At 37.5% G+C, this 24,793-nt stretch carries 25 protein-coding genes; 3 read left to right on the top strand and 22 right to left on the bottom strand.

Features of this window, described 5'->3' with window-relative positions:
* Window positions 1-26: 26 nt before the first annotated feature.
* The 20 genes from galU to HII32_RS05260 form a co-directional block, all read right to left on the bottom strand.
* A complete protein-coding gene (gene galU / locus HII32_RS05355) occupies window positions 27-944 on the bottom strand; it encodes a UTP--glucose-1-phosphate uridylyltransferase GalU (protein WP_172189100.1) in 918 nt (305 codons plus the stop codon).
* Window positions 945-965: 21 nt separating this feature from the next.
* The gene (locus tag HII32_RS05350; RefSeq protein WP_172189098.1) at window positions 966-1,982 is read right to left on the bottom strand and encodes an NAD(P)H-dependent glycerol-3-phosphate dehydrogenase; all 1,017 of its coding nucleotides are present in this window, start codon (window positions 1,980-1,982) and stop codon (window positions 966-968) included.
* Window positions 1,979-2,815, bottom strand: a complete 837-nt coding sequence (gene lgt, locus HII32_RS05345) for a prolipoprotein diacylglyceryl transferase (RefSeq protein WP_172189096.1) — start codon at window positions 2,813-2,815, stop codon at window positions 1,979-1,981. The genes HII32_RS05350 and lgt overlap by 4 nt, the downstream gene beginning before the upstream one ends.
* Window positions 2,816-2,817: 2 nt before the next feature.
* The gene (gene hprK, locus HII32_RS05340) at window positions 2,818-3,849 is read right to left on the bottom strand and encodes an HPr(Ser) kinase/phosphatase (protein WP_172189094.1); all 1,032 of its coding nucleotides are present in this window, start codon (window positions 3,847-3,849) and stop codon (window positions 2,818-2,820) included.
* A gap of 56 nt (window positions 3,850-3,905) precedes the next feature.
* The gene (locus HII32_RS05335; protein ID WP_172189092.1) at window positions 3,906-4,253 is read right to left on the bottom strand and encodes a phage holin family protein; all 348 of its coding nucleotides are present in this window, start codon (window positions 4,251-4,253) and stop codon (window positions 3,906-3,908) included.
* A gap of 9 nt (window positions 4,254-4,262) precedes the next feature.
* Window positions 4,263-4,580, bottom strand: coding sequence for a PspC domain-containing protein (locus HII32_RS05330; protein WP_172189090.1), 318 nt, complete (start codon window positions 4,578-4,580; stop codon window positions 4,263-4,265).
* A gap of 97 nt (window positions 4,581-4,677) precedes the next feature.
* Window positions 4,678-5,337, bottom strand: a complete 660-nt coding sequence (gene phoU, locus HII32_RS05325; protein WP_172189088.1) for a phosphate signaling complex protein PhoU — start codon at window positions 5,335-5,337, stop codon at window positions 4,678-4,680.
* 10 nt (window positions 5,338-5,347) lie between these two features.
* The gene (pstB, locus tag HII32_RS05320) at window positions 5,348-6,106 is read right to left on the bottom strand and encodes a phosphate ABC transporter ATP-binding protein PstB (RefSeq protein ID WP_172189086.1); all 759 of its coding nucleotides are present in this window, start codon (window positions 6,104-6,106) and stop codon (window positions 5,348-5,350) included.
* A 12-nt stretch (window positions 6,107-6,118) separates the two neighbouring features.
* Window positions 6,119-6,922: a phosphate ABC transporter ATP-binding protein PstB gene (gene pstB, locus HII32_RS05315; protein ID WP_172189084.1), complete on the bottom strand. Its 804-nt coding sequence runs from the start codon at window positions 6,920-6,922 to the stop codon at window positions 6,119-6,121.
* A 9-nt stretch (window positions 6,923-6,931) separates the two neighbouring features.
* Window positions 6,932-7,792, bottom strand: coding sequence for a phosphate ABC transporter permease PstA (pstA, locus tag HII32_RS05310; RefSeq protein WP_425483281.1), 861 nt, complete (start codon window positions 7,790-7,792; stop codon window positions 6,932-6,934).
* A 32-nt stretch (window positions 7,793-7,824) separates the two neighbouring features.
* On the bottom strand, window positions 7,825-8,751 hold the full coding sequence (gene pstC / locus HII32_RS05305) for a phosphate ABC transporter permease subunit PstC (protein WP_172189082.1): 927 nt from the start codon (window positions 8,749-8,751) through the stop codon (window positions 7,825-7,827).
* Window positions 8,752-8,757: 6 nt separating this feature from the next.
* The gene (locus HII32_RS05300; RefSeq protein ID WP_172189080.1) at window positions 8,758-9,633 is read right to left on the bottom strand and encodes a phosphate ABC transporter substrate-binding protein PstS family protein; all 876 of its coding nucleotides are present in this window, start codon (window positions 9,631-9,633) and stop codon (window positions 8,758-8,760) included.
* A gap of 108 nt (window positions 9,634-9,741) precedes the next feature.
* Complete coding sequence (locus tag HII32_RS05295) at window positions 9,742-11,094, bottom strand: sensor histidine kinase (protein ID WP_172189078.1); 1,353 nt, start codon at window positions 11,092-11,094, stop codon at window positions 9,742-9,744.
* The gene (locus HII32_RS05290) at window positions 11,087-11,803 is read right to left on the bottom strand and encodes a response regulator transcription factor (RefSeq protein WP_172189076.1); all 717 of its coding nucleotides are present in this window, start codon (window positions 11,801-11,803) and stop codon (window positions 11,087-11,089) included. The genes HII32_RS05295 and HII32_RS05290 overlap by 8 nt, the downstream gene beginning before the upstream one ends.
* Window positions 11,804-11,818: 15 nt before the next feature.
* Window positions 11,819-12,967 carry a PDZ domain-containing protein gene (locus HII32_RS05285; protein ID WP_172189074.1) on the bottom strand — a complete coding sequence of 383 codons (1,149 nt, stop codon included), beginning with the start codon at window positions 12,965-12,967 and terminating at the stop codon, window positions 11,819-11,821.
* Window positions 12,968-13,001: 34 nt separating this feature from the next.
* Window positions 13,002-14,121, bottom strand: a protein-coding gene (gene prfB / locus HII32_RS05280) for a peptide chain release factor 2 (protein ID WP_216655651.1) whose coding sequence is annotated in 2 segments (ribosomal slippage) — window positions 13,002-14,057 and window positions 14,059-14,121 — 1,119 coding nt in all. Because the reading frame shifts where the segments join, the coding sequence is not laid out codon by codon here.
* A gap of 92 nt (window positions 14,122-14,213) precedes the next feature.
* On the bottom strand, window positions 14,214-16,577 hold the full coding sequence (secA, locus tag HII32_RS05275; RefSeq protein WP_172189070.1) for a preprotein translocase subunit SecA: 2,364 nt from the start codon (window positions 16,575-16,577) through the stop codon (window positions 14,214-14,216).
* 201 nt (window positions 16,578-16,778) lie between these two features.
* Window positions 16,779-17,345, bottom strand: coding sequence for a ribosome hibernation-promoting factor, HPF/YfiA family (hpf, locus tag HII32_RS05270; RefSeq protein WP_172189068.1), 567 nt, complete (start codon window positions 17,343-17,345; stop codon window positions 16,779-16,781).
* Window positions 17,346-17,458: 113 nt separating this feature from the next.
* A complete protein-coding gene (locus tag HII32_RS05265; protein ID WP_172189066.1) occupies window positions 17,459-18,142 on the bottom strand; it encodes a ComF family protein in 684 nt (227 codons plus the stop codon).
* The gene (locus tag HII32_RS05260) at window positions 18,135-19,454 is read right to left on the bottom strand and encodes an ATP-dependent helicase ComFA (RefSeq protein WP_172189064.1); all 1,320 of its coding nucleotides are present in this window, start codon (window positions 19,452-19,454) and stop codon (window positions 18,135-18,137) included. Before HII32_RS05260 ends, HII32_RS05265 begins: the two co-directional genes overlap by 8 nt.
* A gap of 58 nt (window positions 19,455-19,512) precedes the next feature.
* On the opposite strand from HII32_RS05260, the gene HII32_RS05255 reads away from it, so the two are divergent.
* Window positions 19,513-20,151, top strand: a complete 639-nt coding sequence (locus HII32_RS05255) for a YigZ family protein (protein WP_172189062.1) — start codon at window positions 19,513-19,515, stop codon at window positions 20,149-20,151.
* Between the two features lie 28 nt (window positions 20,152-20,179).
* Here HII32_RS05255 and HII32_RS05250 read toward each other — a convergent pair whose 3' ends face one another.
* Window positions 20,180-21,274 carry a glycosyltransferase family 4 protein gene (locus tag HII32_RS05250; RefSeq protein ID WP_172189060.1) on the bottom strand — a complete coding sequence of 365 codons (1,095 nt, stop codon included), beginning with the start codon at window positions 21,272-21,274 and terminating at the stop codon, window positions 20,180-20,182.
* A 242-nt stretch (window positions 21,275-21,516) separates the two neighbouring features.
* On the opposite strand from HII32_RS05250, the gene HII32_RS05245 reads away from it, so the two are divergent.
* Window positions 21,517-21,936 carry a CidA/LrgA family protein gene (locus HII32_RS05245; RefSeq protein ID WP_172189058.1) on the top strand — a complete coding sequence of 140 codons (420 nt, stop codon included), beginning with the start codon at window positions 21,517-21,519 and terminating at the stop codon, window positions 21,934-21,936.
* A gap of 25 nt (window positions 21,937-21,961) precedes the next feature.
* Complete coding sequence (locus tag HII32_RS05240; RefSeq protein WP_172189056.1) at window positions 21,962-22,702, top strand: LrgB family protein; 741 nt, start codon at window positions 21,962-21,964, stop codon at window positions 22,700-22,702.
* 51 nt (window positions 22,703-22,753) lie between these two features.
* Here HII32_RS05240 and HII32_RS05235 read toward each other — a convergent pair whose 3' ends face one another.
* On the bottom strand, window positions 22,754-24,784 hold the full coding sequence (locus HII32_RS05235) for a KUP/HAK/KT family potassium transporter (RefSeq protein ID WP_172189054.1): 2,031 nt from the start codon (window positions 24,782-24,784) through the stop codon (window positions 22,754-22,756).
* Between the last annotated feature and the right edge of the window lie 9 nt (window positions 24,785-24,793).

The following is a 24,793-nucleotide window of genomic DNA, read 5'->3' as shown; positions in this document are numbered from 1 at the left end:
ATTAATAATCAAAATTGTCCAGTTTTTTACTTAGATTTCTTATCAGCATCGTTAGCTTCATCTTCAGCCGATAATTCAGCTCCCAATTGCTTAATATAACTACGTAGTCCGGTAGCAATTTCTGGGTGGCGTAGTCCAAAAATAACGTTAGTTTTTAACCAGCTCAACTTATTACCAGTATCATAACGTTTGCCCTTAAATTCATGTGCAAACACCCGTTGAGTTTTATTTAAGGTATCAATGGCTGTCGTTAATTGAATTTCACCACCAGCATCAGGTTGGGTCTCTTCCAAGATACTAAATATTTCTGGAGTTAATAAATAACGACCAATGATAGCCAAATCGCTAGGAGCATCTTCTGGCTTAGGCTTTTCTACGAATTGTTTAACGTTAAATAACCCTGGTTTAACTTCATGAGTAGGGTCAATAACTCCATACTTAGAAATGTCTTTATGCGGTACTCGTTTCACGGCTAATGTCGAAGCTCCAGTTTCTTCAAAGCTATCCATTAATTGCTTAGTCAACGGCACCTTATCTTCCATGACATCATCACCTAATAAAACAGCGAAGGGTTCATTACCAATGAAGCTCCGAGCAGTATAAATGGCATCGCCTAAACCACGTGGGTGTGATTGACGAATGAAGTAAATGTTTAAATCATTGGTCTTTCGAATTGATTCAAGCATCTTATCCTTATGCTTTTCTTCCAAATTCATTTCTAATTCCGGATTAGAATCAAAATGATCTTCAATAGAACGTTTACCTTTACCAATTACGATAATAATATCTTTGATACCCGCTTGTTTAGCTTCTTCCACGATAAATTGGATAGTAGGTGTATCAACGATTGGTAGCATTTCTTTAGGCAAAGCTTTAGTTTCTGGTAAGAAACGGGTCCCCAACCCAGCGGCCGGAATAATTGCTTTAGTTACTTTTTTAGTCATCGTTTGTAAAACTCCCTATTTTTATTCGATTTCAGCTTTACCATCACGAGTCATTGTTTCATCAATAGCTTCGCTAATGTTTAAGCCTTCATATAATACTTTGTAAATTGCGGCCACAATTGGCATTTCTACGCCTCGTTGTTGAGCCAATTCATATGCAGCCTTGGTTGTAGCAATTCCTTCAATTACCATTCCCATATTATCAACTACTTCATCAAGAGAATGACCTTCACCTAATGCATTACCAGCCCGCCAGTTTCTAGAATCAGTACTAGTTCCTGTGACAATAATATCACCAACTCCAGACAAGCCGATAAAGGTTAACGGATTGGCGCCAAATGATGTCCCTAGACGTGAAATTTCAGCTAATCCTCGCGTTAATAAAGCGGCTTTAGCATTATCACCATAGCCCAGGCCATGAAGAGCGCCGGCACCTAAGGCTACAATATTTTTTAAGGCAGCGCCAATTTCGACTCCAATCACATCCGAATTAGTGTAAACCCGGAAGTAATGGTTCATAAATAGTTGTTGTACGTGTTCTGCTGCCTCTTGATCTTCACTGGCAACAGTTACTAAGGTAATATCTTTACGAGCGACATCTTCAGCTTGACTTGGACCAGATAATACTGCAATGGCTTGCCGATTTTCTGGTGCAATTTCTTCAGCTAACACTTGTGACAAACGTTCATACGTGTTGGCCTCAATTCCTTTAGAAGCATGAATAATAATCGGTTTTTGTTGATGTTTCTTTAAAAATTCACCGACTTGGTGTGCCACTCCCCGAGTGACTTGAGTAGGCACTACAAATAAAATATCATCAGCGCCATCGATAGCCTCATCTAAATTATTATAAGCAACGATGCTATCCGAAAAGGTAAAATCTTTAATATATTTTTTATTTGTATGTTCTTCATTAAATTCTTGAACTTGCTTCTCATTGTATGACCATAGCCGAACTTCTGAGCCGTTTTCATCTAAGACACTTGCTAAAATGCTGCCCCAAGAGCCAGCCCCTAAAACTGCAACTTTATCTGTCATATCGTTTTCTCCTTGTTATCGTTAACGTTGCGACCATCAAGGTACCATGGATTTTGATCGTGAAGTCGCCGGTAAATGAAAATTGCTAATGCTCCGGTAAATAATAAGATAGATAGTCCTTGAGAAACTCGCAAACTACCAATCATTAAGCTATCTGTACGCATTCCTTCGACAAAGAAACGACCAAAAGAATACCACATCACGTAACTCAAAAAGATTTCACCTTGTTTAAATAATTTGGGATTATGACGAAGTGTCATCAGTACCAAAAAGCCTAACATACTCCAAACCGATTCATACAAAAAGGTTGGTTGACGGTATAGTCCGTTAACATGCATCTGATTAATAATCCAATTGGGCAAATGTAAACTTTGTAAAAAAGCTAGATTGGTAACCTGACCAAAGGCTTCTTGGTTCATAAAGTTACCCCAGCGACCAATAGCCTGACCTAAAATAACCGTTGGCGCTGCTACATCTAACATCAACCAAACTGAAATAAAATGAGAACGACAATACCAAATCACCATAATCATCGCCCCAATTAAGGAACCATAAATAGCAATTCCACCGTCCCAAATACGAACAATTTCATCTAAATGTTTAGAATAATAGCCCCATTCAAAAATTACATAATATGCTCTAGCGCAGATCAATGCCGCTGGCAATGCCCATAAAATCATATCATAAATATTATCTGGATTAATTCCTCGACGTTGGCCTTCACGAGTAGCCAATATGGTAGCTAATAAAACACCACTAGCAATAATAATACCATACCAATGAAGCGGAATTGGTCCCAAATTAAAAGCAATGGGGTTAAGTGCTAATTGCATGATCACTCTTTGGCCCCCTTAGTTTTTTCATCATGATCGTTTTTAAGGGCTGCTTCGTTGTCCTTAGTAATTTCAACATCATGTTTCAGTTCATTAGTATCTTCTTGACCATTTTTTTGGATTAACTTGTTCAAATTACGATCAAAGGTTTCCGTTGCGTCATACCCCATTGATTTGGCACGGAAATTCATTGCTGCCGCTTCAATAATAATAGCCAGATTCCGACCAGTTTTAACCGGAATTGTAATTTTAGGTACCTGAACATCAAAAATAGAAACATTTTCGGTATCATTGCCCAAACGATCATAAGCTTCTTCTTTAGAATAATTAGCTAAATGAATAATAAAGGACACCTTGGTCCGGCTACGTACCGCCCCGGTACCAAATAAGGTCATAACATCAATGATACCAATACCGCGAATTTCTAATAAATGTTGCAAAATAGTTGGGGCTGTTCCCATCAAGGTTTGCTCATCTTGTTGGTAAACTTCAACCCGATCATCAGCAATTAAACGATGGCCTCGTTTAACCAATTCCAATGCGGTTTCACTTTTACCAATACCACTGTCACCAGTAATTAAAATCCCAAGACCATAAACATCAACTAGCACACCATGGAGTGATTTTCTTTCTGCCAATTCATCATCTAAATAATTGGTCATATTAGATAATACTCGTGAAGTAGTTAATTTAGTACTCAATACTGGAATATGGGCTTCACTAGCCGCTTCGATTAACTCTTCTGGCGGATCTAATTGCGTAGAAATAACAAATGCGGGGGTTTCTGGTTGACACATCTCTCGCATGTAAGTCAATAACTGTTCGTGTTCTAACTTTTTAGCATATGAAATTTCGGTAATTCCTAATAATTGCACCCGTTTAGCCGGATAGTAGTTAAAGAATCCCGTTAATTCCAAGCCGGGACGTGAAATATCACTAGTTGAAATTTTACGTTCTTTCAGATATTCCTCTCCATAATACACGGTTAAGCGCGAGTTTTTTACAAGGTCGTATACGCTGACACTATCTGCCACAAAAAAACCTCCTCATGATGCTTAAATTCTTTCCAATTTTATCACTTTTCCTACTTTTAGTCCTTGGTACCAGCCATATTAATCACAATATCAATAATTGACATTGCAATTGCTACTAACATAGCCACCCCAAAAGACGAAAATGAAAATCCGGATCCTACAAAAAAGGACGTTAACTCCAGCATAAAACCATTAATGACTAAACTAAACAACCCTAACGTCAAAATATTAATTGGTAACGATAGCAGTTTAATCACCGGCTTTACTAATACGTTTAAAATGGCCAATACTAAAGCAGCCCCAACCGCTACCCAAATGCTAGAAACATAAAAGGCAGTCGGAAAGAAACCGGCTATTGCAATAAAAATAATGGCATTACCAATAATGGTAGTTAAAAATTTCAATTAAATTCCTCATTTCTTCACATCGTGTTCCTCACCGTGAATAATTTTTCGATCCTTGGATTGATTAGTTTTAGGTGAATTATTAAAAACAGAATTAAAGTTAGGCGAACCTTGATTATTGCCTTTATCTGCACCTTCTGGAAGCACAATCGCTAAAACAATATAGGCAATCAATGCCAACCAACCAATCCCAGGAGTTAAACAAATAACAATAAATAATAAGCGAACTAAATTAGCATTCCAACCTAACTGTTCTGAAATTCCTCCTAAAACGCCTGCTAACACATAGTTAGAGCGTGAACGGGTGAATTTATATTTTGTTTTCATTGAGAACTCCTCCGATCTTTAACTACTCTAAGATTATCCAAAAAAAGTACTGTAATCAAGTATACAGTACTAATTAAGCGTTTTTTTAAGGTTCTGTTTAGTAGTTATCTAATTCAATTAATTTACCAGTAGCTAGGTAAATACTCCACTCAGCAATATTAATCCCATAATCACTAATTCTACCAAGGTCTTGAGCAATTTTTAAATAACCGATACTCGTATTAATAAGGGTTGGATCATCTGCCACGGCTTGATAACTAGCACTGGCAATTTCATTATATAAATCATTAATAGGACCATTATAAGTAGTAGGAATGGTGCGAGCTTGGCTTAAGTCAGCTTGATTATATGCATCCATTGCGATACGTAATTCTGCACTTACTTCTTCTACCATTTGCCAAATATTACGCTCAATTTCTGGAATTCGCTGTAATTGCGCAAATTTAATGGTGCGGTGGGCAATATTTCTGGCATGATCACCAATTCTTTCAACGTCGGTAACGGCCTTTAATACCCCTACCACTTGTCGTAAATCGGTAGCAACGGGTTGATACAATGCCATAATTTCAAATGATTGTTTTTCTAGTTTCAATTGTAATTCATTAATTTGAGTATCATTAACAATAACTCGATTGGCTAATTCTACATCATGATTAACAAATGAACGGCCTGCATTCATTGTTGCTTCGATAGCTAGGGCCCCCATCTCAGCAAATTGTGAGGTTAACGTAGTTACTTTCTGTTCTAAAATTGTCATGGTTTTCCTCCTAACCAAATTTACCAGCCAAATAATCAGCAGTAGCTGTCTTTTCGGGATTTAAAAACATTTTCTTCGTAGCCGCAGCTTCTACTACTTGACCATCCATAAAGAAAACGGTTTTATCAGAAATACGAGAAGCTTGCGCTAAATTATGAGTCACCATAATAATGGTATATTCTTTTTTCAGATTAATTAATGTCTCTTCGATTTTGGCACTAGATATTGGATCTAAGGCACTAGTAGGTTCATCCAGTAAAATGATTTTGGGTGAGACAGCTAAAACCCGCGCGATACAAATTCGCTGTTGCTGTCCACCTGAAAATGATAATGCATTAGTATGCAATTTATCTTTTACTTCTTCCCAAACGGCTGCTTGTCGTAAGCTTTTTTCTACCTTTTCATCCAATAGCTTTTTATCTTTTACGCCGGCTAACCGCAGTCCAAAGGCGACGTTATCATACACTGAAAACGGAAATGGATTAGGTTGTTGAAAAACCATACCAATTTGCTTTCTTAATTCCACTAAATTGGTGTTAGGAGCATAGATATCTTGTTTTTCGTAAAGAACTTCGCCATCTATTTTGACGCCATCCACTAAGTCGTTCATTCGATTCAAGCAGCGTAAAAAGGTTGATTTACCACAACCAGATGGTCCGATTAACGCTGCAATTTGATTAGTTTCAAACTGTAGATTGATTTTTTTTAATGCTTGAAAATAACCATAAAATAAATCAAGTTGTTTTGATTCAATGATCACTTCTGCCATCCGTTGACCCTCCTAACCAAAATTGCCGGATAAATAATCGTCCGTTAGTTGTATCTTAGGTCTAGTAAATATCTTATTAGTCTTGTTGTATTCTACTACCTGACCGGCATTAAAGAAAACTGTGTAGTCACTAACTCGAGCTGCTTGTTGCATATTGTGAGTCACAATAATGATGGTATATTGTTCTCTTAATTGTTTCATTGTTTGCTCTAATTGCGCCGTTGAAACTGGATCCAAAGCACTAGTAGGTTCATCCATTAACAGAATTTCGGGTTTAACTGCTAAAGCTCGTGCAATACAAAGACGTTGTTGTTGTCCTCCCGATAAGGCTAGCGCACTTTGATGTAGTTTATCTTTTAACTGATCCCAAACAGCTGCTTGCTTTAACGATGTTTCTACAATTTCATCTAATGCTGCTTTCTTGGTAATACCACGACGCTTTAACGCAAAAGTAATATTGTCATAAATAGATTTAGCAAACGGATTGGGTTGTTGAAACACCATACCAATGCGCCGGCGAACTTCATAAACATCAATATCTGGTTGATTGATATCAACCCCATGATAATCAATCGTTCCCGTTACTTTGGCTACTTCGTCGTTCATACGATTCAATGATCGCAAATATGTCGATTTTCCTGACCCAGAGGCTCCAATTAAGGCTGTAATTTGATTTTGCTTGAACTGAAGTGAAGTATCATTAATTGCGTGATATTCATCATGGTAATAAACATTTAAAGCTTCAGTAGCTATAGCCATGGGTTCGTTGGCTTCAAATGGATAAAAATATTGTTCATCAGTATTAATGTTTTTCATCTTATCCTCCTATTTGGCCTTAGCCGAAGTCATCTTCATAAATAAACGACGGCCAATAAAACGAGCTAAGAAATTAAATAACAAGATGGCTAATAGTAGTACTGCAGCGGCACCTGCTGATTGTTGGGTTACATCAGGCATAATCCCTTCCGAATTAATTTTCCAAATATGCACAGCCAACGTTTCAGCTGGTCGCATCGGATTGAGTGGACTAGCTGCATTAAACGGATTCCAATCAGTAAAGTCCAGTTGAGGAGCACTTTGACCTGCAGTATAAATTAATGCGGCTGCTTCACCAAAAATACGGCCCGCAGAGAGAATCACCCCACTGATAATATTAGGTAAAGCGGCTGGTACCACAATATGGATAATCGTTTCAAATTTAGATAAACCAAGTCCTAAGCCACCTTGAAGTTGGGCCTTATCTACACCAGCTAACGAATCTTCAATACTACGAGTTAATAACGGTAAGTTGAACACGGTTAACGTTAAGGCCCCGGAGATAATGGAAAATCCATAACCAAATTGAATCACAAAAAGCAAGAAACCGAATAAACCTACCACTACTGAAGGTAATGAACTAAGGATTTCGATACTAGTTCTTAAAACACTAGTTACCCAATTTTGTTTAGCGTATTGGTTTAAGTAAATAGCCGCACCTAGAGCAATCGGAAAAGAAATAATCATCGTAAGAATTAAGAGATAAAAGGAGTTAAATAATTGCATCCCAATCCCCCCACCAGCTTGAAAGGGTTTGGAAGCGCCAGTAAGAAAATGCCAATTAACGTATGGTAATCCCCTGGAAAAGATATCAATTAGCAATAACGCTAAGATCAAAACTACTACTAAAGTAATAAAGTGAATCATCATTAACGCGATTTTATTTTTACGTTGATTATCAATCATTTCTTAAACGCCCCTTTCCGTCCAATCAGATGGATTAATAAATTAAAGAATAATGACATCAAGAGCAAGAGTAAGGCTAATGACCATAATGCGTTATTTTGTAGGGAGCCCATGACCGTATTTCCCATTCCAGCAGTTAAAACCGAGGTCAATGTTGCTGATGGTGATACCAAGTTATGCGGCATCAATGCGGCATTTCCGATCACCATTTGAACAGCTAGTGCCTCACCAAAGGCTCTTGCCATTCCAAATACCACTGCCGTTAGTATCCCTGGGGAGGCTGAACGCAGTACTACTTTCCAAATAGTTTGCCATTGAGTTGCTCCCAAAGCTAGCGAGGCTTGACGATAATGATTAGGGACTGATTTTAATGCATCCACTGTCATAGAAACAATGGTCGGTAAAATCATTACGAATAAAACAATGGTCCCTGCTAAAATGCCAAAGCCACTACCTCCAAACAAGTGTCTGACGGCCGGTACGACCACCGTTAAGCCGATAAATCCATAAACCACCGATGGAATTCCGACTAGTAATTCGGTAACTACTTGCAGTACTCCAGCTCCGCGTTTAGATGATAGTTCCGTCATATAAATGGCTGTTCCCACCGCAAAAGGCGTGGCTACTAACGCTGCTAGTAAAGTTACACTAAACGATCCCACGATCATCGGTAAGGCACCAACGGCTGGATTACCGGTCGGGGTTTTTCCACCGGGATTCCAAAACGTGGAAAATAAGAAATCACTGATTTTAATTTTGTCATTAAAAAACATACTAGTACCTTTAATTAAAATAAAGCCAATGATGCCTAGAACTACTACCATAATTAAAACTAACATCATGATACTAGCCAACTTCCCGCGTTGTTCATATTTAGCTGTTTTAGATTTGGTATGTAACTGCTGTTTTAATTTGTTGTCCATCAGTCATCACTCCTTACTTAATTGGCCTTGCCAATTTCGTTGATATTTCATCGAATCCACATCAATGTAACCCATCTTGGCAAATAAATGTGTTTGAATTTCTTTACTGTTAAGGTAGGTAATAAATTGTTTTGTTAATCCAGTGGCTGGACCATCAGTATAAACGTGTTCATAGGCCCAAATTGGCCAACTATTATTCTGAATATTTGTTTTGGTTGGTGCTACGTGATCCAGCTTTAATGGCTTTACAGAATCATTAACGTAACCTAATGCCAAGTAACTAATTGCTCCTGGCGTAGTCGATACAATTTGGCGAACCGTTCCAGAAGAATCTTGCTCTTGTGCGGTGGCACTGGTTTTACCCTTCAGGCCATATTTTTCAAATGTATTTCTAGTACCACTACCCATTGTCCGATTAATCAACGTAATTTTAATATTTTTACCACCAACTTGTTGCCAGTTAGTGATTTTGCCGGTAAAAATAGCTATTAACTGTTGTTGAGATAAATTATTGACGCCAGTGTCTTTATTAACCACTGGAGCAATTCCTTCTACTGCAATTAAGTGATCAACTAATTTGGTTGAGTTAATATCACTTTTTTCTTGTGCGAAAATATCAGAATTACCCATTTGAACAGCTCCGTCAGCAATTTGACTCAAGCCAGTGCCGGAACCACCACCTTGAACATTAATAGTGGCGTTGGGATGATGATTAGTATACTGCTCTGCTGCTGCTTCAACTAATGGTTGAAGTGCCGTAGAACCTACTGCCGTGATAGCTTCATTTTTTCCACTAGTCTGATCTCTGGTCTGATAAGCTGCAAATAATCCACCAAATCCTAATATTAAAATTATAATAGTTACTATTTTTTTACGACTCATCATAGCCCTCCTTTACTGTATTTATAATGTATCAAGGCTACGTAAAGATAATTTGGTATGAATGTAAATATTTGGTAACGAAAAAAGCGTCGACTATTGTCGAACGCTTTAATCATTAATATTCACATTAATAGTGGTGCCTTGATCCAACTGACTGCCTATGGTAACTGTACCACCAGCCGTTTTTACAATTTCGGCTACAATAGCTAAACCCAAGCCAGTACCACTAATTTCTTGCTTACTATGAGATTGATCTGCTCGGTAAAAACGTTCAAAGACCCGTTTTTGTTCAGTGGGTTTAATTCCAATGCCGGTATCACTCACGCTTAGTTGCCAACCATTAGTTGTTTTTTGTGCATTAACGGTGACTGACCCATTGGGACGATTATATTTGACCGCATTACTAACCAGATTACGAATTACCCTAGTCAAACCTTGTTCATTAGCATTCACCATGAACCCTAATGGCACCTTATTAATTAATTTAACCTGAATTTTATCAGCTACCGGCTGTCGTTTAATTAATTGCTGATGAACTAATTCGTGTAAATCAATCAATTTTTTTGTCACATTTTGCTGAGTTTGGACATGAGAAATAGTTAAAATGTCATTTACCAATTCAGTTAATTGCTGGCTCGAATCGTTAATCTCATTAAGAAAATCATTGAGAATTTCAGGATCGTCTTTAGCCCCATCTAGCAAGGTCTGGCTAAACCCAGCAATACTAGTTACCGGAGTTTTTAATTCATGACTGGCATTTCTTAAAAAATCAATCTGCGTCTGTTGGGCCCGTAAAATATCCGTAATATCATACAAAATGACTAAGATGGATAACAAATCGGTTTCGTTTCGATAAACCCGAACTTGTGCATCCCAAACTTGGTCTCTAGCCATAATTGAAATCAACTGATGACTATCCTGATTGAATTGAATGGCATGATTAATCATTGATAGTAATTCAGCACTTTCGATATCTTCCGTGAAATGGTGTTGATTATCAGCAATGTAATGACCTAACATTTCCGCCATTTTTTCATTGCTTAAAACTACTTCTTGTTGACTATTAATCACCAAAACTCCAGCGGGTAAATATTTTAATAACATCTGCCATTCACCATTACGTTCTGCGTGTTTTTGCTGTCGTTTAATTACCATTTCTTGTAATTGGTTCAAAGAATTGTGCAATGGCAAATACTCACTAGCATCAGTCCCTAATACCGCTGGGGCCGTCTTATGGTCAGTGAGCGCATTAATTCGTTCGTTAATAATTTGTAATTCTTTATTCGAATGAACTAGCAACAGTTCGCCTATTAAAATCTCTATTATGGTGATAATTAAAGTTACTCCACTGGCTACAAATAACTGGTGCATATTTAATGAAAGTAACTGCCAATAAAGAACTAATCCCAACAAATTACAAACCACTAACAGTCCCATAATTTTTAATCTTTTTTTATTCATTAAATTCACCAGTATTTAGTAAATAGCCGAAGCCGCGAACTGTTTTAATCAACTGGGGATGTTTCACGTCTAATTCAATTTTTTCACGTAAATGAGCAATTTGCATATCAACCATCCGACTATCGCCTACAAAATCAGTGCCCCAAATTTGCTTCAAAAGTTGTTCTCGGGAAAAAACTTGATTAGCATTTTTAAGCAAAAAGGTAAGTAACTTAAATTCTTTAGGCGTCAATGCCACTAACTTGCCTCTTATTGTGGCAGTAATGGTTGTTAAATTAAGTTTAATGGGACCACCGACCAATAAATTGTTGCTTGTATCTTCCGATAATAAATCATTCGGCTCTGAATTCAACCGTCGCAAAACTGCTTTAATTCTGGCTACTACTTCACGGGGACTAAACGGTTTAGTAATATAATCATCTGCGCCCATTTCTAAGCCAAATACCCGATCAAATTCCGCCGTTTTGGCCGTAATTACAATTACCGGTACATTGTTACCACGTTGCCGTATCTGCTTTAAAACCTCTTCCCCACTTATTTTGGGAAGCATTAAATCTAACAAAACAATATCGATTGGTTCATTGTCAACTAACACCAAGGCTTGTTGACCATCATTTGCAGTTAAAACATTAAAATTAGCCTGCGTTAAGTTATAACTCAATAATTTAACAATGGCCGGTTCATCATCAACAATTAAAACAGTTTGCATCCCGACGCCCCCTAATTACTTATTAGTTGGGAAAGTTTCAATACCAATTTCATGTGTCGCTCCAACAAAGATAGCAGTTTCGGTAATCTTTAATTGATCATTACGATCGCGAACCTTTAGATGACAGTAAGTGGCATTTTCAATTAATGCCCGATAAAATTCGGTTTCATTAGTTACCGAAATATTGTTAACTTCCAGAATGATATCGCCAACTTGTAAATTCATTTTAGCAGCTGGACTATTAGGTTGAATTCCAATAACTCGCATTCCGTTAACTACCTCACTATTAGTGAAGTCAGTGTGATTATCGTTCATTTTAGCCCTTAATTCAACTAACCAACAAATAATCACTAAAACAGCTAACATAATTGGCCACCAACGAGGTCGCCAAATGGTCACTCCAGTTAAAATGATCCCTACTCCTGCTACCAATTTTAATGAATGAGAAAGACGTTGAAAAAATTCAACTGGTAACATTTTTTTAACCGTCATTGATAGACCAATTAACAATGGCAAGGTCAAAAATGCAAATTGATGATTACCAATAGTCAGTAACGGCCAAAAATGTTGATTGGTAAACCAATCACCAGGTACCAATACAACTAAAGGGACTACCGTTAATTCCCGAAACTTATAACTGGCCACCATCGTGTTTCGTCGATTACGTTGAACCACTGGCGATAAATGCGCCGTATTTCTGTTAACTATCACACTTAACATGCCAATCGCCATGGTGGTTAATGCAACAATGCCAACACCACTGGAATTGATATTTTGCGTTGTTTGTCCCAGTAACCCCATTGTCGGTAACTCAAACCAACTAAATATTTGATTAGCTAACATAATCACCGTGGTTAGGGCAATTGGTAAAACAGTGGTTGCCGGTGCAATTACTAATAATACTGCCGTTACTATGCCATATAACAATACCCATTCTGTTGGTAAAGTTAGACCCAATATTAAACTAATTAGTGAACCTAAAATACCCAACACTATCATAGCTTGAAAAAAATGTTGTCCTTCGTAAAAATCGCTTTCTACAGCCGAGTGAAATAATTTTCGTTCACGTTTAATACGTTGTCGATAATTACCATAAACACGTAATGCAGCTAGCCACACGAGGGGTTGAATTAACCAAAAGATGATTCCAAATAAAAATTTCATTACTATTACCCTTACCTATTTTGTTTTATTGTCCTTATGCGGGATTACTATTCTTTAATTGCCATTGCAGGTAAGCGTTGATAAATGGATCTAGATCACCATCCATGACCCCATTAACATTAGCCGTTTCCTGATTGGTTCGATGATCTTTAACCATGGAGTATGGCTGAAAGACATAAGAGCGAATCTGAGAACCCCAACCAATATCTAGTTGCTCACCTTCTAGTTGGGCCTTTTCTTTAGCCTTCTTTTCTTCTTCTAACTCGTACAGTTTCGATTTCAACATATTCATCGCCGTTTGCCGGTTTTGCAATTGCGAACGTTGGGCCTGACTAGCTACCACAATGCCCGTTGGTAAATGCGTAATTCGAACTGCAGAAGAGGTTTTATTAACGTGCTGCCCCCCTGCACCACTAGCTCGATAAACATCTACTTTTAAATCGTCTGGATTAATTTCAATTTCCACATCATCGGCTAATTCTGGCATAACGTCAACGGACGCAAACGATGTGTGCCGCCGGTTAGCTGAATCAAAGGGTGAAATTCGAACTAATCGATGAACTCCTTTTTCAGAACGTAAATAACCGTAAGCATCTGCACCACTAATTAAAAGATAGGCACTTGAAAGTCCTGCGACTTCACCGGCTTGATAATCAAGCATTTCTACTTTGAAATCATGTTGTTCTGCCCAACGGGTGTACATTCGTAACAGCATTGAACCCCAATCTTGTGATTCAGTACCCCCAGCTCCTGGGTGAATTTCTAAAATGGCATTATTATGATCATATTTGCCATTTAATAATAAATGTAGCTGATAGCTCTTCACTTGTTCGGTAAGTTTCGTTAATTGCTCAGTGACTTCTTCTGCCAAACTATCATCTGGTTCTTCGGCATATAAGTCCACCATGATTTCTGTGTCTTCTAATAATGAATTTAGTTGAAAAAAACGATCAAATTTACTTTTGAGTTGATTAGTTTCATCAATAACTTTTTGAGCTGCTATATTATCATCCCAAAATCCGGGTTCGCCCATCTTAGCTTCATTAATCGAGATACTTTCACTTAAACGGTCTAAGTCAAAGTGACCCCCTAAAACCATTGATGGTTTCTTGCATTTTTGCCAATTGTTTTTTTAGTTCAGAAATTTCTAACATAATTATTGTCCCTTCTTTTTGAACTTTTCACAAAAAAAGGACCCAAACGATTAACTGGTAATCATTGAGATCCTTTCTTGTAAAAATATTAATTACCGTTGCATATTTTGGCGAATTTCGGCTTTCATAAACAAACGAGTAGTATCGTAATCGATATCTGCAACCATTTCTTCAAACATCTTATAACCTTCGCGTTGATATTCAACCAACGGATTTTGTTGACCATAACCACGAAGCCCAATTGATTGACGCAATTGGTCCATCGCATCAATATGATCGGTCCAATGAGAATCAACAACCCGTAAGACAACCACTTTTTCAAATTCTAACATTTGTGATTCATCATAAAGTTGTTCTTTCTTTTGTTGGTAGACCTTATCGGCTAAGCCCATCAAGAATTGTTTGATTTCATCGGCACTCTTATTTCTTAAATCATCCATACTAATTTGATCTGGACTGACCATAGCACTAATTGCAAAGTCCAAGATAGTTTGAAGTTCCCAGTCTTCTGGTTTGCCTTGAGTATGCAAATCAACAATTCTAGAAACGGTTCGCTCTACCATTGGTTTAACTACCCAATCAAGTGATTTGGATTCTTCGATAACTTCTTGACGTTCACCGTAAATAACTTCACGTTGTTGCAGCATAACATCATCATATTGCAACACGTTTTTTCTGGAATCATAGTTATTTCCTTCAACTCGTTTTTGAGCTGACTCAACTTGCTTAGTAATCATCTTAGAACGAATAACTGCATCGTCACCCTCAACCTTCATGCGATCCAAGAAGTTCTTAATTCGTTCTGAACCAAAACGAAGCATTAAATCATCTTCTAATGACAAATAGAATTGTGATAATCCTGGATCACCTTGACGACCGGAACGGCCTCGTAATTGGTTATCGATCCGCCGAGATTCATGACGTTCAGTCCCAATAACAGCTAAACCACCTAGTTCAACCACCCCAGGTCCAAGCTTAATATCAGTACCACGACCGGCCATGTTCGTAGCGATGGTAACCGCTCCTCGTTGTCCAGCGTTCATAACAATATCGGCTTCTTTGGCATGATTCTTAGCATTCAAAACTACGTGCGGAATATTAGCTTCGTCTAATTTTTGTGATAAATACTCGGAAGTTTCCACGGCAACCGTACCAATCAACATTGGCTGTCCCTTTTCATGCAACTCTTTGACTTTTTCAATTACTGCATGGAACTTAGATTCCAAGCTAGGGTAAAGTAAATCAGGTTCGTCAATTCGAGCGACCGGTTTGTTAGTTGGTACTGAAATGACTTCCATATTATAAATTTCACGGAATTCTTCTGCTTCTGTTTTAGCAGTACCCGTCATCCCGGCTAGTTTTTTATACATCCGGAATAAGTTTTGGTAAGTGATGTTAGCCATCGTTTTACTTTCTTCTTGAATCGTAACGCCTTCTTTAGCTTCAATAGCTTGGTGAAGACCATCAGAGAAACGGCGACCATCCATAATTCGTCCAGTAAAGGAATCAACGATTAAGACTTCATCATCTTTAACCACATAATCTTTATCAAGCATCATGATGTAATTAGCCCGTAAGGCTTGATCCAAATGATGCGTTAAAGCCGTATTATCAGTATCATAAAGATTTTCTAGATTAAAGTATTTTTCAGCCTTTTCGATTCCTCGATCGGTCAAAGAAACTGTTTTGGTTTCTAGATCCACCTTGTAATCGTCTTTATCAGTTAATGTTTTAGCGAACTGATCGGTACTCATATAAAGTTGTGAACTACCTTCAGATTGACCTGAAATAATCAATGGAGTACGGGCTTCATCAATTAAAATTGAATCCACTTCATCAACAATGGCAAAGTTTAATGGACGTTGAACCATGTCATCTTTATAAACCACCATGTTATCTCGAAGATAATCAAAACCAATTTCACTATTAGTAGAATAAGTAATGTCAGCCGCATAGGCTTCTCGTTTCTTATCTGGCGTCATTTCGTTAGCGTTAACCCCAACTGAAAGACCTAACCAATTATAAAGTTCACCCATTTCCTCTGCATCCCGGGCACTTAAGTACTCGTTAACAGTAACAACATGAACCCCTTTACCAGCAAGCGCGTTTAAATAAACGGGCATCGTTGCCGTTAAAGTCTTTCCTTCACCAGTCTTCATTTCAGCAATATTACCTTCATGAAGGACAATTCCCCCCATAATTTGAACGTGGAATGGATAAAGGCCTAAAACTCGCTTAGCTCCTTCACGCGCAACCGCAAATGCTTCTGGTAATAAATCATCAAGGGTTTCACCAGCTTGGTAACGTTGTTTAAATTCTGGCGTTTTCGCTTGAAGTTCTTCATCGCTTAGTTTTTCGTATTCGTCAGCGTAGCTCCCCACTTCGTCGGCTAATTTACTAAGTCGTTTAAGTTCGCGCTTATCACTTTCGACCCATTTTTTTAACAAATTTGCCATCAATAAATTCCCTTCTAAACTTGTTTTTATCATTTTAGTTTTTCATTTGATTACTACATACCTACTTATTGTATCATTGTCGTGTGTTGATGAAAACTAAAACAATGTTGTGTTTTGATTAAATCTAACTGTTATTTGTAAAATAAAAAAGGTTCTAGCAACTCGCTGTGAGTCACTAGAAAACCTTCTTTAATTAAACACCTATTCACCAGTCTCGATTAAGCCATAGCGACCATCGTTACGACGGTAAACAATATCAATGTTTTCAGAATTAGCGTCTTCGTAGATGAAGAAATCATGTCCAAGCATGTTCATTTGTAAAATCGCTTCTTCATTATCCATTGGCTTTAAGGATAAACGCTTAGTTCGAACCACTTCAAATTGTGATTCATTGGCTTCTGCTTCCGCCTCAGTTTCAGCTACTACGTTAGCATTAGCAAATTCGATATTCTTGTAGCCCTTTTCTCGAGCTTTTCGGTTAACCTTAGTCTTGTACTTTCTAATTTGGCGTTCCAACTTATCCGTAACCAAATCAATGCTTGCATATAGATCGTTAGAAACTTCTTCAGCTCGCAATGTTAGGTATGGTAAAGGAATAGTGACTTCCACCTTGGCTTGCTTATCTGGATAAACCTTTAGGTTAACATGGGCAGTCGCTTCAACATCGTTGCCAAGGAATTTTTCAATTTTACTAATTCTCTTTTCAACGTAATCCCGAATAGACTGGGTCACCTCAATATTTTCGCCTCTAATATTAAATGTAAGCATAAAAATCTCTCCCTTCACCATATTATTATGGTAACGATAGCTGCTTCCTATCGCTTTCTATGGTTCTAGTATAATTGAAAGCGTAATTATTAACAAACATATTGCCTAAATTATTAGCGACAAAGGGTTAAGCCGCTAACAGACCGGGCTCCTGCTGCCTGAATTAGATTAGCAGCATGGCGAATCGTAGTGCCAGTTGTATAAACATCATCAACAATCAATACATCTTGATTTAAAATTACCGATTGAGCTGATGCAATAATTTGAAACGGTTGTGGTGTTTGCAGTCGTTGCTGCCGATTTTTTTCCGATTGAGCAATAATTTTTTTCTTTTTAATTGGCATTAAAACATCATAATAATTTACCTTCTTGAACCAGCCGGTAACTTGATTAAATCCCCGGTGTTTTATGGTATCTACACTAACGGGAATGGGAATGATTACTTTACGACTTGCCCGAATAACTTGACTCAGTTCATTACGAAATACCTGACGTAATCGGTAATCTCCAATAAACTTATAGCGACTCATATATTCTTTCATGGCCGGATTATATTCGTATAAAGCTTTATTACTAAATTGATGGCCATGCTGACGCCAATAATGACAATCACTACAAACATCTACTTGTTTCAGCAATCGACCACAATCCAAACAAGTTTTTTGGTTAGTTAATGAGACAAAGGATTGAGTACAATTAGAACAAATCACTGGCATGACTATCGACCGAAACGAAAAAATCATATTTAAATCTGCTACCGCAGCAATTGTCTGGTCGCACAATAGACATTTATTCAACTGGGTGGGCCCTCCGATTCATCATCTTGATTTGAGCATTAGCACGTCTGATATTAGTAACTAAGTGAGCCCCGAAAAAAAGCACTTGTCCCGTTGGTCGACTCTTTTTTCGTCCCACTCGACCAGCCATTTGAACTAACGCTGCTGTAGAAAAAACTTCATCATCAGCGCCCAAGACCAATACATCAATACCGGCAAAGGTAACCCCGCGTTCTAAAATGGTAGTCGTAACTAAGAAGTTCAATTCATGATTGCGCATCTGTTGCACCTTAATCGCCCGATTTTTATCGGTGGCATGAACCGTTGCATACTTATCGACAAAGTGTAATTTTTCAAGGGCCTGCTTAACATCCGACAAATCCTTTACATGAGGGACAAATAATAAAAAAGGTCGCTTAATTTGCATTAGTCGTTTTATTTCCTTCACTAGTCTTTTTGGTAACTGATATTGCTGTAATTTTTGACGCCATTTAGCCGTTTTAATAAAAGTAATGGTGGGTAATGGATAACCATGAAAGCGCCTAGGTAAATAACTTACTGCTAATTGTTGCCGTTGTACTTTTTGAATTAATGCCGGACTGGGAGTTGCTGTTAAAAATATTTGCGCACACTTATCTTTAGCTGCTTGAGATAATGCAAAATGTAACTGTTCATTGCCAGCCAAGGGAAAAACATCCACTTCATCAACAATCAAAACATCAAAAGCATGGTAAAATCGATATAGTTGGTGCACTGTGGCCAATACCAATTGAGTGTATTGATAACTGGCAGCTGTATCACCATAGAGCGCAATAAATGATTGCTGGGGAAAAGCGGATTGAAGTCTAGGAGCTAATTCCAAAATAACGTCAATTCGGGGGGAAACGATCCCGACGCGTAGTTGGTTAGTTAAGGCCCAAGTCAGACCGGGAAATAACATTTCGGTTTTACCAGCTCCGGTAACTGCCCATAATAAACGGGAATTTTTAGATTGAATACTTAGTAACACTTCTTGGGCGGCTTGTTCTTGCTGAGATGTTAGTTTTCCTTGCCATTCACACTTTTTTGTTAAATCATGAAACATGTTCGGTTCAGGTAAAGAAACTAATTGGTCTGTAGTCGTTAAACGTCCTAACTGAATACAACTATGGCAATAATACTGGCCATTGGGGAGTGTCTGATAAACCAGACTATTACATCGTTGACATCGCCAACGATGACGATTTTTTTGAATTGCTTGACGTTTGCAAAGAGCATTATTATTGAGTAAATTCGACTTTATTTGATGCTGACTTACCTGACGTCCGTATAAATCCGATAGTGTTTTAATCATAAAAATTAACCTCTAATCTTACATACGTAAATAAGTTACAAAAACTAGGAGAAAATTCATGTCAAAACCATTTTTAACCATTGCTGATACCGGACAATATGAAACCAATATCAAAAAATCTAGATTTATTTGTAGTCTAGCCCCAGTTGCTACTGAAACAGCTGCTAAACAATTTATTGCTGATGTTGTGGCCGCTAATCCCAAGGCCAATCATAACTGCTTCGCCTATTTATTAGGTAATGACGATCATATTCAACGTGAAAGTGATAACGGTGAGCCTGCCGGCACGGCTGGTGTTCCTATTTTAGAAGTGTTAAAACGAAATGAACTACATAATACCGTTGCCGTGGTAACGCGCTATTTTGGTGGCATTAAATTAGGTGCCGGTGGCTTAATTCGCGCCTATAGTGGTACTACTGCAGCCGCCATTGAAAAAATTGGAATTGTGGCAATTGTGGAATATCAACTAATTGATATTCAAATCAACTACGCTCAATTAGATTCTTTAAATTATTTTTTGACCACTAATAATATTGTTATCAAAGATACCCAATATACTGACAAAATTATTGTCACTATTGCCGTTCCAGTTAGTCATCAAACAGTAATCACCGATCAAATTTTGGATTTACTTAGTGGCAATGTCACCTTTCAAAAGGGTGCCATTGAACCTACTGCTATTTCTTATGATAAATAAAAAAACTTCCAAATATTTGGAAGTTTTTTTAATGACTATTTTTACTAGTAGTACTCTTAACAATCTTATTAATCCAATTAAGTAGTGGTTGGCGATCTTTACCTACCAATCCAATGGTTTCGACAAATAATTCCAACCCAATCAATACTGCAATAGTTAGCAATAATGATCCCCACAGTGTTGAAATTGGATAAAGCAAGGAAATAAAAGAGAAGATTAATGCAATACCATATATTACTAACACCGTTTGGCGATGAGTTAAGCCTAAGCTCATCAATCGATGATGCAAATGCATCTTGTCAGCATGAGTAATGGGCTCTCGATTTAATAAGCGTCTGAAAATGGCGAAGATTGTATCGGTAATCGGCACCCCTAAAATCATTACCGGAATCAAAATAGCAATGAAGGTAGCATTTTTCAAACCAAAAAGAGAAAAAATTGAAATCATAAAACCGATAAACAAAGAACCAGTATCACCTAAATAAATTCGAGCTGGAAAAAAATTATATGGTAAAAAACCGATACAAGAAGCTACTAGTGCAAAAATCATCACTGAAACGAAAATATTACCGACATTAAGAAAAAACATCCCAGTAATCCCCATGGTACTTAAAGCAATAATTGCGACCCCAGTAGCCAGGCCATCTAAGCCATCTATTAAGTTAACCGCATTAGTAATCGCCAAAATCCAAATTAATGTAATTGGCAAGCTAAGCCAGCCTAAGTGATGAATGGTAATAAATGGCAGCGTAATCGCCCGCATTCTAACGCCAGCAAAGAAATATACCCAAAGAGCCGCCAACAAAATTCCTAGGATTTTTTGTTTGGGTTTTAACTCATAGATATCATCAATTAAGCCGGTCGCGATAATAATGACTTCTCCACCAAATACTCCCCAAAGAATTTTACTAGGAATTTGGTTACGCAACAGTACCATTGTCGAAAACGTGAAGGCAATAAAAATTGCGAGTCCCCCTATTGTAGGCATCGGAACCTTATTAACCCGGCGCTTATTGGGCACATCTACTGCCCCAATTTTAAAAGCGAATTTTCGAACAAATGGGGTCAAAACTGCTGAGATAATCATGGTTGCAACTAATGAAACAATGATTTCAAATCTCAAGATATTAACCTCAAATTCATTTTAGTATTTAGAATAATTATACAAAGCAAAATATGCAATTACAAGCTTCCAACCGTTTTACTACAATTACTTAAGAATTGTAAATAGCACAAAATAAATTTCTGAAATTTATTAAGCATAACTGGAAAAGATTTGAAAACGTTTTTTTAATAATTGTTTTTAAATAGTTTACTGATATAATTGAGCTATAGGGACATACTAATATGAAAGGTGGTCTTCTTATGAGTCAAAATTCGTCAACTGAACCAAAGGCAGCACCAGTTCTAATTCAAATGGGAATTTTTGCTGCTATTCTTTTTGTTTCCAGTCTTATTTCACCTCTGTTTCCAGCTAATTTTCCGGTTCCTACACCGGTAATTGGTTTAATTTTATTGTATGGGCTATTAGCCTTCAAGATTATTAAACTGGAATGGGTTGAAAAGTTCGCTGATTTCATGATCGGGTTAATTGCCTTCCTGTTTGTCCCTTCAGGAATTGCCCTTACAGCGAGCCTCGACGTTATGAAGGATCAAGGTATTCAACTTATTATCGTCATTATCCTTTCAACAATCATTTTACTTGTTGTAGTTTCATTTGTTACAGCCGGAATGATGTGGGTAGTGAAAAATGTCTTTCACCAAAATACTGACATTTCCGAATAAAGGAAAAAAGGAGTGTTATGGATAAATGCAAGCAGAAATAATTAAGTTCTTAGGAACCCCAATTTTTGGTATTTTTCTTTCAATCGCCGTTTTCTTAATCGGTAAATGGCTCTTTAAGATTTCTAATGGTTTCTTCTTATTTCAACCATTATTTGTCGGAATGGTATTAGGAATCTTAATTCTGGTCTTGATGGCTAAGATGTTGGGTGTAGGTACTACTTGGTTCTACACCAATGCATACTTACCGGGAGGATCGCTTATCATTTGGTTTTTACAACCAGCGACAATCGCCTTTGCGATTCCACTGTACCGCCGAAATGATATCGTTAAACGATTCTGGCCAGTTATTATTCTTTCATTAATTATTGGGCTATTTCTTTCTGAATTCGCTATTTATGGTGTTTCTAAGTTATTTGGGTTGGATAACGCAGGGATTGCCTCGATGTTACCACAAGCCGCTACTACAGCTGTGGCCATGCCAATCGCTGGTGCCATTAAAGGTATTCCAGCTGTTACTGCGATGGCCTGCATCGTCAATGCCGTTATCATCTATGCCTTGGCCGATTGGCTCATTAAGCTCTTCCACCTCACCGATCCAATTGGTGCTGGTTTAGGACTTGGAACTGCCGGACATACGGTTGGTTCCGCCAAAGCCTTGCAATTAGGTTCCATTCAAGGATCAATGGCTTCTATCGCTACAGTTATTATTTCAATTGTAGCTGATATCGTTGTTCCATTATTTGCAAAGCTGGTTGGTTTAATTTAATAAATAAATATTTAAAAAGCATCCTCATTCGAGGATGCTTTTTTAGTGCCTTTACTTAAAACTATTATTTTTTATCTTAATATTTTTAATTTCATGATCAGTAAAATTAATTTTATGATTAGTACCAATGAAAAGTGGCGCCACTTCATCGACAATATCGGCAAACTCTAAACCATACCAATCAGCTGGGTTAGTAGTGATGTTTTGTAACCCAATTCGTCCATCAATTAACAGCCGCTTCCAATTTGCAAGCTCTTCGGTTGGTAAGCCCTTGGCTCTGTCGCGAATAATAACAAATTTAAAGTCTCCCACCTTACGACCAGCAACTGTTGTGTATTTTGGTGTTTGAGGGTCAATTACTTTTTCAGCTAATAAATCAGCAATAATTTGTCGAAGATATTTATTAACATGTTGAGAACACCTAAAACCCAAATAAATTTGAACCGAAACTACATCTCGAGTGCCCATCATATCAACAACATAACGCTGTTCGTAAGGCTTATCAGTCTCATTAACCGTTATGAACCAGTAAACTTGAGCTCGTTTGGGTTGTTTATCAAAAATAGAATATAAAACCGTTCTCTTAATTAAATATCCTGGTTTTACTCGAGTTAAATAAACTAAATTGGCAGCAAAATAAGGAATACTTTCATCATGAGCCAATTCACTTAATTGATCCGTATAATCGGTTAAGTTAACGGATTCACTTTGATATTGATAATACTCTCGAATCTTATTACCAAAGTACCAAACCACCATTACTCCTAAAATAATCAGCATGATGATTAAAGTAATATATCCTCCATGCACAAACTTAACTAAACTAGCAATTAAGAAAATCGATTCAATCACGCCAAAGAAACCAGCTACTAAGAAAGCCCTAATTCGATTGGTGTGCATTGATAAGAACTCAAACAACAAGATGGTTGTCATTAACATTGTCACCGTAATTGCTAACCCATAAGCAGCCTCCATGGCTTTACTAGTTCTAAATAACCATACGACGCTTAAAGTCACAATACATAAAAACCAGTTAACAAAAGAAATATATATTTGACCGCGTTCATTAGACGGATGGGTGATGGCCATTCTAGGCAGAAATTTCAAATTAATGGCTTCATGAACCAACGTATACGACCCGGTAATTAACGCTTGTGACGCAATAATAGCTGCTAACGTTGCTAAAATAATGGCGATTGGTCGTAAATTATGATTCAACATTTCATAAAATGGATTAATGGTTGCTGCATTAGCAAATTGAGCATCCTTGTAATGTGCGAGTAACCAAGCTCCTTGACCAAAATAATTTAACATTAACATCGAATAAACAAACGGCCAGGTTAGATAAATATTAAATTTACCCACATGTCCCATATCTGAATATAATGCTTCGGCACCGGTAGTTGCCAAGAAGATACTGCCTAGTAAAAAAATACCTACCTTGTTAGTCGGTGAGAAAAGAATTTTAATTCCATAAATTGGTGAAAGGGCCTTGAGAATTTCTAAGTGTCCTCCCATATGTATCAATCCCACAATTCCTAAAAATGCAAACCAAAGCAACATGACGGGACCAAAAGCATTTCCAATCTTAGCGGTTCCAAATTGTTGAATCATAAATAGTAACAATAAAACCGTTGTCGTAATCAACAATACCACAATTTGTGCGTTACTAAATTGAATCCCCCAAAAATTTTGCCCTTTCAGTCCTTCTACGGCCGAGGTCACCGTCACCGCTGGTGTTAATGTACCATCAGCTAACAGCGCTGAGCCGCCAATTAAGGCCGGAATAACTAGCCAAGTACCACGATGATGCACTAACGCATATAATGCAAAGATGCCACCTTCACCGTTATTATCAGCTCGCATAGCCAAAACCACGTATTTAATGGTTGTTAGCAACATAAGTGTCCAAAAAATCAATGAGATGGAACCAATAATATATTCTGGCGATAAGGCCGATACTTTTCCAGCATCAGCAATAATCGCATTCATTACATACAACGGTGATGTTCCAATATCACCATAAACAATTCCTAATGTAATTAAAATACCAGCAATCGTTATCTTTTTCCTAGCTTCCATGATAATGTA

Source organism: Lentilactobacillus kribbianus, assembly GCF_013184075.1.
Classification (GTDB): Bacteria; Bacillota; Bacilli; order Lactobacillales; family Lactobacillaceae; genus Lentilactobacillus; species Lentilactobacillus kribbianus.
Note: the sequence above shows the minus strand (reverse complement) of the source record. Positions and strands in the feature narration are given on the sequence as shown.